This is a genomic window from Candidatus Microthrix parvicella Bio17-1 (assembly GCF_000299415.1).
Lineage (GTDB): Bacteria > Actinomycetota > Acidimicrobiia > Acidimicrobiales > Microtrichaceae > Microthrix > Microthrix parvicella.
Genome location: NZ_AMPG01000003.1, coordinates 408,760 through 424,860, shown reverse-complemented (window position 1 = coordinate 424,860; position 16,101 = coordinate 408,760). Strand labels below are relative to the sequence as shown.

Here is a 16,101-nt window from a genome sequence, read left to right as displayed (position 1 = left end):
CCCAGGTGGCCGGCTCAGCCCAGGTAGGCGGCCTCCAGCGCACCTCGATCAGCCAACAACGCCGCCGCCGGTTCGTCGCGCGTGACCCGACCCTCGCTCAGCACCAAACCCCGGTCGGCCACCGCCAACACCGCATCGACAAACTGCTCGACCACAACCACCGCCGTCTCGCCGGCATCGGCCAGCGCCCGAAGACCCGCGAGCAACTCGGCGGCCACTTGCGGCGCCAGCCCCATGGAGAGTTCGTCCACCATCAGCACCTTGGGACGGCGCACCATGCCCAACCCAACGGCCACTTGTTGCTGCTCGCCGCCGGAACACGCCCCCACCCGTCGACCGGCCAAGCCGGCCAGCGCAGGAAACGTCTCGGCGGCCTCATCAACCGACGATCCAACCAGCGAGAAGTGCTCGGCGACCGACAGGCTGGGGAACAACCCCCGGTCGTCGGGCACCGACACGAGGCCCGCCCCCACCCGCGCACCAGGGGAGGCCCTGGTCAGGTCGGCGCCACCAACCCTGACAGTGCCCGAATCGGTGGGAACCAGCCCGGCGATCGCCATCAGCGCCGTGGTCTTACCGGCGCCGTTTCGTCCCAGCACGGCCACCATTTCGCCCGGCGCCACCTGCAAGGAAAGGTCGCTCAGAACCTTCGCGTCGCCGTATCCGGCGCACAGGCCCTCGGCTGCGAGGCCCTGCGCAATGTCGCCGGCGGCGGCCCCTCCAGCGCTCACGATTGTGTTCCCAGGTAGGCGGCGATCACTTCCGGATCGTCGCGAACCTCGTCCGGTGCTCCAACGGTGAGTACCCGTCCGCCCACCAGAACCATCACCCGGGCACACAACCGGAACACCAGCGAGGTGTCGTGCTCGATCAGCACAACGCCCAGCCCGTCATCGGCCAGCGATCGCACCACGTCGGCCAGCGCGGTTGTCTCAGCCGGATCCAGTCCGGCGGCCGGTTCATCCAGCAACACGACGGCCGCGTCGGCCACCACCGCCCGAGCCACTCCGGCCAGCTTGCGATGACCCAACGACAGCATGGCCGGTTGGGACCCGCCCTCGCCGCCAAGACCCACCCGCTTCAACGTCGCCTCGATGTGGTCGGTCGACGCACGCGGGGCGGCGACCGACAGGTTCTGTGCGATGGTCAGGTCGTCGATCAGTTCCACCGACTGCCACGTTCGGGCCAGGCCCGCCCGCGCTCGGCGGTGGGGGCGCCACCCGGTGACGTCGCGGCCGGCCACCTCCACCCTGCCGTCGTGGGGAACGAATCCACACCAGGCGTCAACCAGCGTCGTTTTGCCTGCACCGTTGGGACCGATCAGCCCCACGATCTCGCCCCGTCCCACGGTGAGCGACACCTCATCGGTGGCCCGCACGCCCCCGTAGCTGACCCCGATACCCGTGCTCACCATGGCCGGATGATCGGCATCGGTGGCGTCCGGTCCGTGCGACCCGGCCCCACCCGTGGCCGAGGTTGCGGCGGAGGTTGCGGCGGCCGTCATCCCCCGACCAACGAGGCCAGGCCCCACAACGCGGCCACCAGGCCGACCACGATCATGACGATGCTGCGCCCGAGCGGGGGACGGTCGGGGCGCGGCCCCGAGGCGCCCGCGCCGCCTTTCGACCTGACGGCTCCACCCTTCGACCTGGGCTTGGCCCCGCCACCCAGATGGTCCGGCGGCCGCACCAACGCTGCGACGTTACCCACCACCAGCGCCGCGCCGAAGGCCAACACCAGCCAGGCAAGCAGGTCCTTGCCCAGGAACAGCTGGGGGTTCTGCGCCAGCAGCGCGCCCATCATCACCGACCCATTGTTGCCGCTCGGCCCGGCCCGCGCCCGATCGCCGGGCAGGGAGCCCCGGGCAGGGCGCGGCGGGCAGGGCGCGGCGGGCAGGGCGCGGCGGGCGTGACACCCGCCGCCTCAACCGAAAGAATGACCCCATGGTCAACCCAGCGCCGCACTCCCCGTCCCCACGTCGGGCCCCCGACCGTCCGTGGATGATGCGAACCTATTCGGGTCACTCCACCGCCAAGGCGTCCAACGAGCTGTACCGCACCAACCTGGCCAAGGGGCAAACGGGGCTGTCGATCGCCTTCGATCTACCCACCCAGACCGGGTACGACCCCGACGACTTCCACAGCCACGGCGAGGTGGGCAAGGTGGGCGTGCCCGTGGCACACCTCGGCCACATGGCCACGCTGCTGGAGGGCATCCCCCAGGGCGAAATGAACACCTCGATGACGATCAACGCGCCCGCCGCATGGATGCTGGGCCTGTATGTCGCCAACGCTTCGGCCAACGGCGTCGATTCGACCGCACTGCGAGGCACCACCCAGAACGACATCGTCAAGGAGTACCTGTCGCGGGGCACCTACATCTTCGGCCCCGAACACTCACGGCGGCTCATCGTGGACATGTTTGCGTTCTGCAACACCAACGTGCCCAAGTGGAACCCGATGAACGTGTGCAGCTACCACCTGCAGGAGGCGGGTGCCACACCCACCCAGGAGATCGCCTATGCGCTGGCCACCGCCATCGGCGTGCTCGACGCAGTCCGCGAATCGGGCCAGGTTTCCGATGACAGGCTGCCCGAGGTGGTCGCCTCGATCTCGTTCTTCGTCAACGCCGGGATCCGCTTTGTCGAGGAGACAGCGAAGATGCGGGCGTTCACCCAGATGTGGGATCGCATCACCGAGGAACGCTACGGGGTTTCCGACCCCAAGGCTCGACGCTTCCGCTATGGCGTGCAGGTCAACAGCCTGGGACTCACCGAGGCTCAGCCGGAGAACAACGTGCAGCGCATCGTGCTGGAGGCGCTCGGTGTGACGCTGTCACGAAACGCCCGTGCCCGCTCGCTGCAGTTGCCCGCCTGGAACGAGGCGCTGGGCCTTCCCCGTCCGTGGGATCAGCAGTGGTCGCTGCGTATCCAGCAGGTGCTGGCCCAAGAGACCGACCTGTTGGAGTACGACGACCTCTTCGAGGGCAGCCACGTGATGGAGGCGCTCACCAAGAACCTGGTTGACGAGGCCCAGGCCGAACTCGACGAGGTGCTGGACCTTGGCGGTGCCTTCGAGGCGATCGACGAGCTGAAGGGCCGCCTGGTGCGCAGCCACACCGAACGGATGCGGCGCATCGAAGCCGGAGACCTTCCGGTGGTCGGCGTCAATTGTTTCACCGGAACCGCCGAATCGCCCCTGGGCGGCAACGAGTCGATCATGAAGGTGGATCCCGCCGTGGCAGCCGAGACGATCGCCGACGTCAAAGCCTGGCGTGAGGCGCGCAACCAGTCCCACGTCGACGCCGCACTGGGCGAACTCGAGCGGGTTGCCCGCAGCGACGAGAACATCATGGCCTCCACCATCGCCCTGGCCGAGGCCGGCGGCACCACCGGCGAGTGGGCCGGCGTACTGCGTGAGGTGTTCGGCGAATACCGTGCACCCACGGGGGTGGGTTCCGCAGCGGGCACCGGACCCGGTAACGACGGCCTCGCGGCGGTCGCCCGACGCGTGCGGGCGCTGCCCGGCGGGCCGGTGCGGTTGCTCGTGGGCAAGCCGGGCCTCGATGGGCACTCCAACGGCGCCGAACAGATTGCGGTGGCCGCACGCGACGCCGGCATGGAGGTGATCTATGCGGGCATCCGCCTCACCCCGGAACAGATTGCCGCTGCCGCTCGGGACGAGGACGTGGAGGTCGTTGGCCTCTCGATCCTGTCCGGCTCACACCTGGAGCTGGTCCCCGAAGTGGTGCGATTACTGGAGGAAGACGGGGTCGAGGTGCCGGTGGTGGTCGGGGGCATCATCCCCCCGGAGGACGAGGCCAACCTGCTGTCAGCCGGCGTCACCGCCGTCTATACGCCGAAGGACTACGAGTTGGCCACGATCATGGGCGACATCGCCACGCTTGCCATCGCCCGCCGCTGAAGTCGCTCGGTGACCCGGTCGGGTTACCGACGCAGCATCGGGCCAAAGGAGACACCTGTATGAATCAAAAAGGATTCGTGGCCGCCGCATCGGGCCTGATCGCGCTGGTCTGCGGGGGGACCTCGGTATCGGACGGCACCAGTCGGAACGAATTGGGGAGCGGTTTGGAGCCGTGTTGACCGACCCAGAGACCGGGTTGCTCTCCGAGGCGTACTTTCAGATCGCGCTGGACGCCCGCATCGCCTCGGCCCGGCGCCACCTTCGCCCGGTGGCCGTGGCGCTGCTGGAGGTCGTCCAGGACGTGGGCTGCCTCTTGGTCAGGCCCACCGATCCACCCGCTGTCGCCGCTGTGGTGCGGGAGACACTCCGCGACGCCGACACCGTCTGTCGACTCAAGGATGGTTCGTTTGCGCTGATCTTGGAGGACACACCGGAGCTTGGGGCGGTCCGGGCGATGGAACGGGTCCGATGTGCCCTGGTCGGCCGGTTCTCCAGCAGCACCATGTGGGCCGGCGTCGCCTGCTACCCGGCCCATGCTTTCAGCACCGAGGAGGTTCTGACGCAGGGCCGATTGGCCCTCCTTGCCGCCGAGGAATGGAATCAGGACCGCATCGAGATCGCCACGGCGGGGTGAGGCCCACACACCGAGACAACCGGTGACCCCGGGTCAAGACGTCCACTGGGTATGGTCGTCGGTCCGGACGCCCGCAAGGAGACAGCACATGATGCGACGTTCGCGAGGTCTGAGTGCCGCCGTCGTGCTGCTTGCAGCCGGGTGCAGCTTCACCGAAAGCAACGAGATCTCGACCCCCAAGACCGATGACCCGGTGACGAACAGCTCGGCGACCACCACCACGGTCAAGCCCAGCGGGGCCCCAACGCTGGTCAAGTTGGCCGATGGAGAGGTGCCAACACCGACCAAGGGCGTCAGGGTGGCCAACGCCGACCAGCTCATCAAACAACTCACCTCGCTCAAGACCGCTTCCGATCTTCCCAACATCGACGGCCGTTACGATCTGACCCGCCGGGTGATCGTGGCTCAACCGGACCTGATCGACCTGTTCGTCGGATGGGGCAGGCTCCCAGGAGCAGTCACCACCGATCTGACGTTCACTGCCGCCGGCACCAACGATCCGGCTTCCCCACAGGGAATCAAACGCGACGTTCATCGCAAGAAGTCCCGGGATGGCGCATCGGTTGGCTCCATGGTGATCCCCGACTCCGGCCCAATCCGCCTGGTCGTCGCCGATGCCTCATGCTGTTCATTCGTGCTGGTTCGCCGAGGGGATGCCTTTTCGGTCGAGGTGACGCGCTCCGCTCAGACCCCGAAGACGCTGCACATCGTGGCCGTGCCGGGGGTCAACCCCATCACCAAGCAGGCCAAGAACAAGAAGTATGTGCCGCCGGCCGCCACCGCAGTGCCGATCGGCGATGTCGCCATTCCCGACATGACCATGCCGACGCCCAAAACCCCACGGCCACCAGACATCACCGACCCGCCCTCCTCGCCCGAAAAGTTGGCATCCGTCCAGTTGCCTCCGCCCGTGCCGGCGGGCAGTTGGTGCGGCTATTTGGCCTCTCGCGGTGTGCCCTTTGATCAGGTCGTCGAAATTTGGAATGGTCTGGGCCGACCCGCCCACATGGACGCCGACGCCAACGGCATCCCCTGCGAGACCCGCTACTGAGGCTGCGTCCGGTCAGCGGAGCCGTCCCGGCCGGCCCAGCGAACCCGACCGGGTGTTTGGGAGAAGCGGGCCAGCATGCCCGGCATACCGATGCCGTCAACGGTCACCGTCGACTCCCGCTCGGCGAAGTGCGGGTCGGCGGCCACGTCCGCCATCGAGTAGATCGGTGCGATCGCAGCATCAGCGTCGCGGAAGGCCAGCAACACCTCATCTCGGGTTCTGAGGGCGATGAAGGCGGCCACGGCCGCATCGAGATCATCACGATGTTCGACCCGACCGGCAAAGGTGCTCAGGCGCTCGTCGTCACCCACGCCCACCAACGCAGCCACTCGCGCCGCCACCGTGTCGGCCGAGGCCGACAATGCCAGCCAGTGGCCATCGGCACTTTCATAGACGTTGCGAGGCACCGAGTACGGCAACTGGGAGCCCATTCGGGGCTGCTGGGTACCGTCGGCCACGTACGCCGCCCAGTTGTGCCCCATGAACGAGAACAGGCTGTCGAGCAGGCTCACATCCACCACCTGCCCCACGCCGGCATGCACGGCCGCCATGGTGGCGTAGGCGGCGACCACGGCCGTCAACTCGTCGGTCAGCGCGATCGGTGGCAGGATCGGCGGTCCGTCCGGGGCCCCGTTGATGTCCGCAAAGCCGGACATGGCCTCGGCGATCGTGGCGAACCCCGGACGGCCGGCGTAGGGGCCATGCTGGCCAAACCCCGTCACGCGGGTGACCACCAGCGTGGGGTTGTCCTCCCACAGCACCTCGGGGGCCAGACCGAGACGCTCCAACGTGCCCGGCCTGAAATTCTCGATCAGCACGTCGGCCTCGGCGGCCCAAGCCCGGACCTCGGCCAAGCCCTCGCCCGTCTTCAGGTCGGCCGTGCGGAGCACCTTGTTGCGGGACGTGATGCGCCACAACAACGACGTTCCGCCATCGGGCGCCGGGAATCCCATCGCTCGGGTGGGATCGAGCCGGTGCGGGTGCTCCACTTTGACCACGTCAGCGCCAAGGTCGGCCAGCAGGCGTCCTGCGCCCGGACCCGCCAGCACGGTGGCCAGCTCGAGGACCCGCAGACCCACCAGCGGCCCGGCGGCCGGTGGGTCATCCGGCGCCGCCTTGGGCCAACGCCCTGGTGATTGGCGGCCGGTGACGGCATCAGGATCACCGTGACTCAAGGTCGACCTCGAAGCATCGATCACCGAGTTCGCCGAAGGAGTACGCCGGATAGAGACCCCCGAACATGCCGCGGGTGCGATCGGTCCATGCCAACGCCCGTGGCGACGACACCCTGCGCATGATCTGTACCAGCGTCCCCTCGTGGATGCGGTATTCGGCCCAGGCGCCGGGAAAGTCCTTGACGCTGGCGACCTCCACGTAGGGCACGTCGCCGGAGATCGGCACCGACCGGCGGCGATTTCGGTGGGTATGACCGGCGAAGTAGCCACGGACGTTGCGGCGCCGGGCGATCAGCGCCTGCAGCGCCTCGGAGGCGCCGGGCAGAATGCCGAAGAACCGGTCGGTCCGGGCGTCCTCGCCAGGGAGCCAGATGTGGTGATGTCCAAAGATCACCACCGGAACATCGCTGTCGACGGCCTCGTCGTCGAGCCGCTCCAGCTGCTGCGCCGTGAGGTCACCGTTCGGATGGCCGTCCCGCGAGGTGTCCACCATGATCGCCAACAGGCCCGGTAGCTCCACCCGCTCGTAGCTGGACCCAACGTGTACCTGGTGAAAGCTCTCGTGATTTCCCCGGATGAAGTGCAGCCGATCACCGAAGGCCGCCCGGTAGAGCGCCTCGAATTCGCCAACCTGTTGGGGAGATCCGTCGGTGGTCAGGTCGCCCTTCACCAGCACGGCCAGCGGGTCCAGGTCGGCCATCTCGCCGACGGCGTCGGTGTTCATCAGCGTCGGATAGGGCGTGGTTCCCGCAGGAACCGAGAAACCCTCGCCCGCTCCGTCGATCAGGCCGGCCACGGTCTCGCCGAAGTGCACGTCGTTGACGGTGGCGAACGTGCCCAGCAGATCGCCCCGGGGAGCGGGCAGCGTCGTGGCCGTCAGCCCATCAAACTCATAGGTCGTGGCGGGGCTCAGCCCCCGGTGGCGGTGGACGGTTGGTCCGTCGTGGATGACCACCTCGTCGGGTGCGACGGTCGTGAGTTCCATCGCCTATCAAGATACCGCTGCGGGGTCAGTTGCCCCAGGGGCGGCGGCGACGCATCGGGGCCGGTTTGGTCCACCAGCGGCCGGAGAAACGCCAGCGTGCCGGCGTGGTTCTCGGGTCGACTCCGCCGTAACGCGGGGTGGCCACCACGATGGCGGCCACGATCGCCGCCACCTCGTCATCGGCGGGTGCAGGGCTGATCGACGGCGCTGGCGAAATCGAAGGCAATCCTCGACCATTCACAGCGGCATGTTGCCGTGCTTGCGGGCGGGCAGTTCCTCGCGCTTGGAGCGCAGCATCTCCAGCCCGGCGGCCAGCTTCCGGCGGGTCTCCGCCGGGTCGATCACGTCGTCGATGTAGCCCCGGTCGGCGGCCTCCCACGGGTTGAGGTGGTTCTCCTCGTAGGCGGCCACCAGCTCGGCTCGCTTCGCCACCGGGTCCTCGGCGGCGGCAAGGTCTCTCCGGTTGACGATCTCGACCGCGCCCTGAGCGCCCATCACCGCCAATTCGGCCGAGGGCCAGGCGAAGGCCAGGTCGGCGCCAATGCTCTTGGAGTTCATCACCACATACGCCCCGCCGTACGCCTTCCGGGTGATCACCTGGATGCGTGGAACGGTGGCCTCGCAATAGGCGTACAGCAGCTTTGCCCCGTGGCGGATGATGCCGTTGTGCTCCTGGTCGACGCCGGGCAGAAACCCGGGCACGTCCACGAACGTCACGAGCGGCACGTTGAACGCGTCGCAGGTGCGTACGAATCGAGCGGCCTTCTCGGAGGACTCGATGTCAAGCACGCCCGCGTACATCGACGGCTGATTTCCGACGATGCCCACCGACTGGCCACCGATGCGTGCGTAACCGCAGGTGATCGATCCGGCCCAGCGGGGCGCATACTCGAAGTACTCGCCATCGTCGGCGATCGCCCGAATCACCTCGGTCATGTCGTAGGGCATGTTGGAGTTCGCCGGGATCATGTCGGACAACTCGGGCACCAGCCGGTCTGCGGGGTCGGCGGACGGGAGAAAAGGCGGCTCCTCCAGGTTGTTCGCAGGCAGGAAGCTCAGAAGGAACTTCACGTCGTCGAGCACCGACTTCTCGTCGGGTCCGGCAAACTGCGCCACACCCGACTTCGACGAGTGCGCACCGGCGCCACCCAACTCCTCCAGGGTCACCTCCTCGCCGGTCACCGTCTTCACCACGTCGGGGCCGGTGATGAACATGTGTGAGGTCTCGTCCACCATGAAGATGAAGTCGGTCATCGCCGGGCTGTACACCGCACCACCGGCACAGGGGCCCATGATCACCGAGATCTGCGGAGTGACACCCGAGGCCTTCACGTTGCGGTGGAAGATGCCGCCATAGCTGGCCAGGCTGACCACGCCCTCCTGGATACGGGCGCCGGCGCCGTCGTTCAGGCCCACCAGGGGTGCACCCGCCTTGAGCGCCAGGTCCATCACCTTGTGGATTTTCTCGGCGAACACCTCTCCCAGGGCACCGCCAAACACGGTGAAGTCCTGGCTGAAGACGAACACCTTCCGGCCATCGACCGTGCCCCAACCGGTGATCACTCCGTCGCCGTAGGGGCGGCTGCCTTCGGCCAGCGAGTTGGACCGACTGCGGGCCAACTGATCGAGCTCGTTGAACGACCCCTCGTCGAGCAGATATTCCAGCCGCTCGCGAGCCAGCATCTTGCCGCCGGAACGTTGGCGCTCCACCAGCCGTTCGGACCCGGCGTGCAGCGACTCCTCCCGCCGCCGATTCAGGTCCTCGATCCGCTCGCTCATGCTGTGTTCCATCAGGAGGCCAACGCTAGGGCCGACCGGCACAGGTACACCAATGAGCGCTTGCGGTGTCACCAGATGGTGGGCTCGGAGCGCACCCTGAGCCCGGCCTGGGCTGCCCGCTACGGTTCTGATGTCGATCTGGGGAGGACCGCACATGCAGCTGCCGGTGATGCCACCGATCAAGCCGATGCTGGCCAAGGCCACCTCGACCGTGCCCGAGGCCGAGGGGCTGCTGTACGAGCCCAAGTGGGACGGCTACCGCTGCCTGGTGTTTCGAGACGGCGATGAGGTGGAGTTGGCATCGAGAGGGCAGAAGTCGCTGACCCGTTACTTCCCAGAGCTGATCGATCCGATCCTGGCCCAACTGCCGAAGCGATGCGTCGTCGACTGCGAGCTGGTCGTGTTCACCCTCGACGGTTTGGACTTCGATGTGCTGGGCAACCGGATCCACCCGGCGGAAAGCCGCATCAAACGGCTGTCGACGGAGACACCGGCCTCGTTGGTGGCCTTCGACCTGCTGGCACTCGACCAACTCGACCTGCGCACCATGGCGTTTTCTGAGCGGCGGGGCGCACTGGAGGCCCTGCTCGATGGCGCCGCCCCGCCCGTGCACCTATCGCCGATCACCGACGACCCGGAGGTTGCCCGCGACTGGTTCGCCCGGTTTGAGGGGGCTGGGTTTGACGGGGTGATGGCCAAGCCGTCCGCAGGTACCTACCAGGAGGACAAGCGCAGCCTCATCAAGGTGAAACATCGGCACTCGGTGGACGTGGTGGTGGCCGGATATCGGGTTCACAAGTCGGGCGACGGGGTGGGCTCGATGATGTTGGGTCTCTACGACGCCCCGGAAGACGGCTCACATGCGTCGTTGCAACACGTCGGCGTGGCGTCCGCATTCAAGGCCACCCAGCGCATCGAGTTGGCCGGGTTGTTGGAGCCCTACCGACTGGAGGAGGACCAGCCCCACCCCTGGACCGAGTGGGCCGACCCGGAACGCCACGCCGACGGCGAGATCCGCATGCCTGGCGCCCCCAACCGCTGGTCGGCCAAGCGGGACCACGGTTGGGTGCCCCTGCGGCCCGAACTGGTGGCCGAGGTGGTGGTCGAGCAGCTCACCAAAGGCCGCTTTCGTCATCCGGCACGGTTTCAGCGCTGGCGGCCCGACCGGAGCCCCCGGTCCTGCACCTACGACCAGGTGGACATCGCCGCACCGGCTGAACTCTTCGAGCTCTTCCCGCAACGCGTCGCCGAGTCGACCGACTGAGCGCCGGTGCCCGCACGCGCCGGTAGGTGCGCGTCGCCGGCCCGGCCGGCCGGTGCCCCCACCCTCGCCGCTGGACACGGGGCCGTTTCGTTCGACTTGAGCGGTCCGTTACCGGTCGTCGTACGTGTCGTCGCCTTCGTCGAGTGACCGATCTTCCTCTCGCAACCGAGGCGACGTCTGGCCCTGGGGGCGGATACCCGTGATGTTGTCGTAGAGGTCACGGATGCGTTCCATGTCCGCATGCACGTCGCCGGTCAGCTTGAACGTCGGCCCGAAGCCACCGGTGCGGTTGGGCCAGTCGATGTAGCCCAGCACGATCGGTACGTCGGCGGCGCGGGCGATGCGGTAGAAGCCCGACTTCCAGTAGTCGCGTTTGCCCCTGGTGCCTTCCGGGGTGATCACCAGGCCCATGCGCGGCCCGTCGCGAAACCTCTCGGCCATCTGTTCCACCAGACCTCCGGGATGATCACGGTCCACGGCGATACCGCCGGTCGCCCGCATGATCGGGCCCATCGGCCCCTTGAAGAGTTCTTCCTTGCCAAGCCATCTGAGCGGCACATCGGTCACCCACGCGTAGGAAAGCATGAACAAGAAGTCCCAGTTACTGGTGTGCGGCCCGGCCACGAGCACACACGACTCCTTTGGTGGCTCGCCGACAAACGTCAGTCGGGACAGCCAGAGGAAGAACCTTGCCAACACCTTCTTCATGTCCCGAGAATAACCATGGGCAGGCGTTGGCGATGCGGTGGGTGCGTCCCCAATCCGTCAGTGCGAGGTGCCGCACCAGTCGAGCAGGCGATCAACATCCCACGTGGTCAGGATTCGATCGGGGTCGACCCCCCGCCGCCCAAGGCGTTCATAGCCGTGGGCGACCCATTCCAGTTGGCCCGGCGCGTGGGCATCGGAATCGACGGCGATGAGGCAGTCCCACTCCAGGGCCAGGTCGAGCAACTCGTCGGGTGGGTCCTGGCGTTCCGGGCGGCAGTTCACCTCGACCGCCGTGCCGAACTGTGCGCAGGCCGCAAAGACCAGTTCGGCGTCGAAGGTTGACTGGGGCCGACCCCGTCCGACCAGCTTGCGGCCGGTGCAGTGGCCGAGGATGTCCACGTGCGGGTTGGCGACGGCCCGCACCATGCGCTCGGTCATCGGCCGTTCGGGCATCGACAGCTTGGAGTGGGCCGAAGCAACCACCACGTCCAGGTTGGACAGGATCTCGTCGGGCAGATCGAGCGACCCGTCGGCGAGGATGTCCACCTCGCACCCCGTGAGGATTCGAAACGGCGCCAGTTCCTCGTTGAGCGCGGCCACCTCCACCAACTGGTCCGCCAACCGTTCGGGTGTCAGTCCATGAGCGATGGTGAGCCGCGGCGAATGGTCGGTGAGCGCCAGATGCGTCCGCCCCAGGGCCCGGGCGGTCATGGCCATGGTTCGGACTGAAGCCCCGCCATCGGACCAGGTGGAGTGGCTGTGCAGATCGCTGCGGCAGGCCTCCGACAGCTTGGCCCCGGCACCCAAGGCCAGGCGCGTCCGTGCCTCCAATTTGTTGAGGTACTCCGGGGTGCGTTCCAGCACGGCGGCGGCGATCACCGACGCCGTCGACGGCCCCACACCGTCGAGGTCGGTCAGCGTGCCCGCTTGGGAACGGCGGGTCAGTTCGTCGTCGCTCACACCTGCCACCGCCTCGGCCGCCTTGCTAAACGCCTTACCCTTGGCCGCAGGTTCGAACCCGCGGTCCAGGTAGTAGACGGCCAGGTGCAGCGCCGCCACGGCCCGTGAGGTCGCTGTCATCGTGGGGATGCCATGACCTTCGGGACCGGCCTTGGCTGCTCTAGCGGCCCTGGCTGGCGACCGCCTCGGCGGCTGCGGCGATCGCATCCGGATCGCCCAGATAACGGTCCTCGATGGGCATCGTGGTTCGGGGGCGATAGTCGCCGCCCAACTCGTAGCGCATCGGCACGCCGGTGGGAATGTTCAGCTCGGCGATGTCCGCATCGCTGATGCCCTCGAGATGCTTCACCAGTGCCCGCAGCGAGTTGCCGTGGGCCGAGACCAGCACGGTGCGTCCAGCGTGGAGGTCGCGGCAGATCTGATCGAACCAGTAGGGCAACACCCGATCCAGCACCATCGACAGGCTCTCCGATGCCGGCAGCAATTCGCTGGGCACGTCGGAGTACCGAGGGTCGTTCACCGGGTGGTATTCGGAGTCGTAGTCCACCGGCGGTGGCGGCACGAGAAAACTCCGGCGCCACTCGTGGTACTGCTCGGCCGACACCTCGCTGCTCACCTCGGCCTTGTTTCGACCCTGTAGCGCGCCGTAGTGGCGCTCGTTGAGCCGCCAGTGACGGCGCACCGGGACCCACTGGCGGTCCATGGCCCGCAGCGACTCCTCGGCGGTGCGGATGGCCCGCTTCTGCAGTGAGGTGTGCACCACGTCGGGGATCACCTCCGCCTCGGCCATGAGGCCGCCGGCCTCGACCGCCTCCACCATGCCCACGTCGGAGAGGTCCACATCGGCCCATCCCGTGAAGATGTTTTCTGCGTTCCATTCGCTTTGTCCATGACGGAGCAGCACCAGTTCCATGGGCACATGCTGGCAGGTGCGCCGGGTCCGCTGCCTATCCGGAGCCACCAACCGGCGTGACGAACGCCACGAAGTTGACCCCCCCACGCGACTTGATAATGGGGCACTCAAGTTTTATCCTGCCTTCCGTTACCAGGAGGTTGTTGTCGCCGACACCGGCGGGCATGCTTCCTGGGAGACGAACCCCCCAGCCCCACAGACAGCAACGAACAAGGAGCCCCCGCCATGCCAAAAGCCGTAGGAATCGACCTCGGAACCACCAACTCGGTCGTCAGCGTGCTGGAGGCCGGCGAACCCATCGTGATCCCCAACTCCGAGGGTGGCCGCACCACCCCGTCGGTGGTCGCATTCGCCAAGGACGGCGAAGTGCTGATGGGCGAGGTCGCCAAGCGCCAGGCGATCACCAACCCCGACCGCACCATCCGCTCGGTGAAGCGCCACATGGGCACCAACTGGTCGGTGGACATCGACGGCAAGGCGTACAACTCCCAGGAGATTTCGGCCCGCACCCTGCAGAAGCTCAAGCGGGACGCCGAGAGCTACCTCGGCGACACGGTCACCCAGGCCGTCATCACCGTGCCCGCCTACTTCGATGACGCCCAGCGCACCGCCACCAAGGAGGCCGGCGCAGTGGCCGGGCTCGAGGTCCTGCGCATCATCAACGAGCCCACCGCCGCCGCGCTGGCCTACGGGCTCGACAAGGACGGCGCCGACCAGACCGTGCTGGTCTTCGACCTGGGCGGCGGCACCTTCGACGTCTCGATCCTGGAGATCGGCGACGGTGTCTTCGAGGTGAAGGCCACCAACGGCGACACCTCCCTGGGCGGCGACGATTGGGACGAGACGGTCATCGATTGGCTGGTGGCGACGTTCAAGGGCGCCCACGGCATCGACCTGAGCAAGGACAACATGGCCATGCAGCGCCTCAAGGAGGCTGCTGAAAAGGCCAAGATCGAGCTGTCCCAGGTTCAGCAGACCCAGATCAACCTGCCGTTCATCACGGCCAACGAAAACGGCCCGCTGCACCTCGATGAGAGCCTGACCCGCGCCAAGTTCCAAGAGCTGACCTCCGACCTGCTGCAGCGATGCAAGGTGCCCTTCGAGCGGGCGATCACCGACGCCGGAATGTCCAAGAACGACATCGAGCACATCATCCTGGTGGGCGGCTCAACCCGCATGCCCGCCGTTGCCGACATGGTGCACGACCTGCTGGGCAAGGACGCCCACAAGGGCGTCAACCCCGACGAGGTGGTGGCCATGGGCGCCGCCATCCAGGCCGGCGTCCTCAAGGGCGAGGTCAAGGACGTGCTCCTGCTGGACGTCACGCCGCTGTCCCTCGGCATCGAGACCAAGGGTGGCGTCATGACCAAGCTCATCGAGCGAAACACCACCATTCCCACCCGACGCACCGAGGTGTTCACCACCGCCGAGGACAACCAGCCATCGGTTGAGATCCACGTGCTGCAGGGCGAGCGGGAGATGTCCAGCTACAACAAGACGCTGGGCAAGTTCCAACTGGTCGACCTGCCACCCGCCCCACGTGGTGTGCCGCAGGTGGAGGTCACCTTCGACATCGACGCCAACGGCATCGTCAACGTGGCGGCCAAGGACCGCGCCACCAACAAGGAACAGTCGATCACCATCACCGGGCAGTCCTCGCTGAGCAAGGACCAGATCGACCAGATGATGCGCGACGCCGAGAGCCACGCCGACGAAGACAAGGCCCGCAAGGAGGAGGCCGAAGCCCGCAACCAGGCCGACACCCTCGTGTATCAGACCGAAAAGCTGCTGCGTGAGCACAGCGAGAAGATCTCCGACGAGGACCGCAAGGGAACCGACGACGCCCTCGCCTCACTGAAAGAGGCCTTGGCGGGCGACGACCTGGAGCTCATCAAGTCCTCAACCGAAGGTCTGATGACCGCCAGCCAGCGCTTCAGCCAGCAGATCTACGAGGCGGCAGCCCAGGCCGGCGACACCTCTGGTGACACCACCGACGCAGCGGGCGACGACGACGTTGTCGACGCCGAAATCGTCGAGGACGAGGACGAGTCATGAGCAACGACGGCTCGGCGTCCGAGGCCGAACCCGACCTCCCGGCCGCCGACAGCCGGGCGGCCGATGGCTCACCGGTTGAGCGTCCCGATTCCGGTGGGAGCAACGACGGTTTCGTCACTCCCACCGAGAGCGGGGATGGTGAGGACGGAGCCACCGGTGACAGGGTGGCCACCACCTCGTTTGCCGGCGACACCGTCGAGCAACAACTGGACGAGTGCGCCGAGCTGGTGGAGACCATCTCGGCCGAACGCGACGAGATGAGGTCGCTCGCACAGCGGATCCAGGCCGACTTCGAGAACTACAAGCGACGCGTGGAGGCACAGCGGTCCGAGCAACAGGATCGGGCGGCGGAGGACCTCGTTCGCTCGCTGTTGGAGGTGCTCGATGACTGCGACCTGGCGGCCTCCCACGGAGCCGACGACGTGGCGCCCATCGCCACGAAGTTGTTGACCATCCTCGAGCGTCAGGGCCTGGCCCCCGTGAACGACGTCGAAGTTCTGTTCGACCCCAACCTTCACGAGGCCGTGCTGTCCGAGGAGGGTGACGAGGAGGACCCCATGGTGGCCGCCATCATGCGCACCGGTTACCTGTGGCGTCAGCGGCTGCTCCGCCCGGCCATGGTGAAGGTGCGTTCGTAGGTATCAACGACGACTC

16 protein-coding genes are annotated in these 16,101 nt (G+C 67.2%); 6 read left to right on the top strand and 10 right to left on the bottom strand.

The features are described from left to right. Nucleotides 1–14: 14 nt before the first annotated feature. The 3 genes from MPARV_RS0115300 to MPARV_RS0115290 are packed head-to-tail and all read right to left on the bottom strand — an operon-like array spanning nt 15 to nt 1,806. Nucleotides 15–731, bottom strand: coding sequence for an ABC transporter ATP-binding protein (locus tag MPARV_RS0115300; RefSeq protein WP_020378910.1), 717 nt, complete (start codon nt 729–731; stop codon nt 15–17). Continuing rightward, nucleotides 728–1,504, bottom strand: a complete 777-nt coding sequence (locus MPARV_RS0115295; RefSeq protein ID WP_012224878.1) for an ABC transporter ATP-binding protein — start codon at nt 1,502–1,504, stop codon at nt 728–730. The genes MPARV_RS0115300 and MPARV_RS0115295 overlap by 4 nt, the downstream gene beginning before the upstream one ends. Then, a complete protein-coding gene (locus tag MPARV_RS0115290) occupies nt 1,501–1,806 on the bottom strand; it encodes a hypothetical protein (RefSeq protein ID WP_020378909.1) in 306 nt (101 codons plus the stop codon). The genes MPARV_RS0115295 and MPARV_RS0115290 overlap by 4 nt, the downstream gene beginning before the upstream one ends. 137 nt (nt 1,807–1,943) lie before the next feature. Here MPARV_RS0115290 and MPARV_RS0115285 point away from each other — a divergent pair, with 137 nt between their 5' ends. From MPARV_RS0115285 to MPARV_RS0115275, 3 genes are all read left to right on the top strand, one after another. Next, a complete protein-coding gene (locus MPARV_RS0115285; RefSeq protein WP_012224876.1) occupies nt 1,944–3,923 on the top strand; it encodes a protein meaA in 1,980 nt (659 codons plus the stop codon). 175 nt (nt 3,924–4,098) lie between these two features. Then, nucleotides 4,099–4,557 (top strand): diguanylate cyclase domain-containing protein, encoded by a 459-nt coding sequence (locus tag MPARV_RS0115280; RefSeq protein ID WP_157789665.1) that lies wholly within the window; start codon nt 4,099–4,101, stop codon nt 4,555–4,557. Between the two features lie 88 nt (nt 4,558–4,645). Beyond that, the gene (locus tag MPARV_RS0115275; protein WP_020378907.1) at nt 4,646–5,608 is read left to right on the top strand and encodes a hypothetical protein; all 963 of its coding nucleotides are present in this window, start codon (nt 4,646–4,648) and stop codon (nt 5,606–5,608) included. Here MPARV_RS0115275 and MPARV_RS0115270 read toward each other — a convergent pair. The 4 genes from MPARV_RS0115270 to MPARV_RS0115255 are packed head-to-tail and all read right to left on the bottom strand — an operon-like array spanning nt 5,602 to nt 9,547. Beyond that, nucleotides 5,602–6,783 (bottom strand): CaiB/BaiF CoA transferase family protein, encoded by a 1,182-nt coding sequence (locus tag MPARV_RS0115270; RefSeq protein WP_012224869.1) that lies wholly within the window; start codon nt 6,781–6,783, stop codon nt 5,602–5,604. The genes MPARV_RS0115275 and MPARV_RS0115270 overlap by 7 nt on opposite strands. Beyond that, on the bottom strand, nt 6,770–7,768 hold the full coding sequence (locus MPARV_RS0115265) for a metallophosphoesterase family protein (protein WP_012224867.1): 999 nt from the start codon (nt 7,766–7,768) through the stop codon (nt 6,770–6,772). The genes MPARV_RS0115270 and MPARV_RS0115265 overlap by 14 nt, the downstream gene beginning before the upstream one ends. 25 nt (nt 7,769–7,793) lie before the next feature. Next, the gene (locus MPARV_RS24920; RefSeq protein ID WP_012224864.1) at nt 7,794–7,994 is read right to left on the bottom strand and encodes a hypothetical protein; all 201 of its coding nucleotides are present in this window, start codon (nt 7,992–7,994) and stop codon (nt 7,794–7,796) included. 11 nt (nt 7,995–8,005) lie between these two features. After that, nucleotides 8,006–9,547 (bottom strand): acyl-CoA carboxylase subunit beta, encoded by a 1,542-nt coding sequence (locus MPARV_RS0115255; RefSeq protein WP_100221347.1) that lies wholly within the window; start codon nt 9,545–9,547, stop codon nt 8,006–8,008. Between the two features lie 154 nt (nt 9,548–9,701). On the opposite strand from MPARV_RS0115255, the gene MPARV_RS0115250 reads away from it, so the two are divergent. After that, complete coding sequence (locus MPARV_RS0115250) at nt 9,702–10,811, top strand: ATP-dependent DNA ligase (RefSeq protein WP_020378906.1); 1,110 nt, start codon at nt 9,702–9,704, stop codon at nt 10,809–10,811. A 108-nt stretch (nt 10,812–10,919) separates the two neighbouring features. Here MPARV_RS0115250 and MPARV_RS0115245 read toward each other — a convergent pair whose 3' ends face one another. From MPARV_RS0115245 to gpmA, 3 genes are read right to left on the bottom strand one after another with little or no spacing between them, the layout of a single operon-like run. After that, complete coding sequence (locus MPARV_RS0115245) at nt 10,920–11,519, bottom strand: lysophospholipid acyltransferase family protein (RefSeq protein ID WP_012224858.1); 600 nt, start codon at nt 11,517–11,519, stop codon at nt 10,920–10,922. Nucleotides 11,520–11,576: 57 nt separating this feature from the next. Next, nucleotides 11,577–12,599, bottom strand: a complete 1,023-nt coding sequence (locus MPARV_RS0115240) for a PHP domain-containing protein (protein ID WP_020378905.1) — start codon at nt 12,597–12,599, stop codon at nt 11,577–11,579. A 40-nt stretch (nt 12,600–12,639) separates the two neighbouring features. Beyond that, the gene (gene gpmA, locus MPARV_RS0115235) at nt 12,640–13,392 is read right to left on the bottom strand and encodes a 2,3-diphosphoglycerate-dependent phosphoglycerate mutase (RefSeq protein ID WP_012224855.1); all 753 of its coding nucleotides are present in this window, start codon (nt 13,390–13,392) and stop codon (nt 12,640–12,642) included. 225 nt (nt 13,393–13,617) lie between these two features. Between gpmA and dnaK the strand changes: the two genes are divergently transcribed. Together dnaK and MPARV_RS0115225 are read left to right on the top strand one after the other, a co-directional pair. Beyond that, nucleotides 13,618–15,447, top strand: coding sequence for a molecular chaperone DnaK (gene dnaK, locus MPARV_RS0115230; protein WP_012224851.1), 1,830 nt, complete (start codon nt 13,618–13,620; stop codon nt 15,445–15,447). After that, nucleotides 15,444–16,085 (top strand): nucleotide exchange factor GrpE, encoded by a 642-nt coding sequence (locus MPARV_RS0115225; protein WP_012224850.1) that lies wholly within the window; start codon nt 15,444–15,446, stop codon nt 16,083–16,085. The genes dnaK and MPARV_RS0115225 overlap by 4 nt, the downstream gene beginning before the upstream one ends. Nucleotides 16,086–16,101 lie beyond the last annotated feature (16 nt).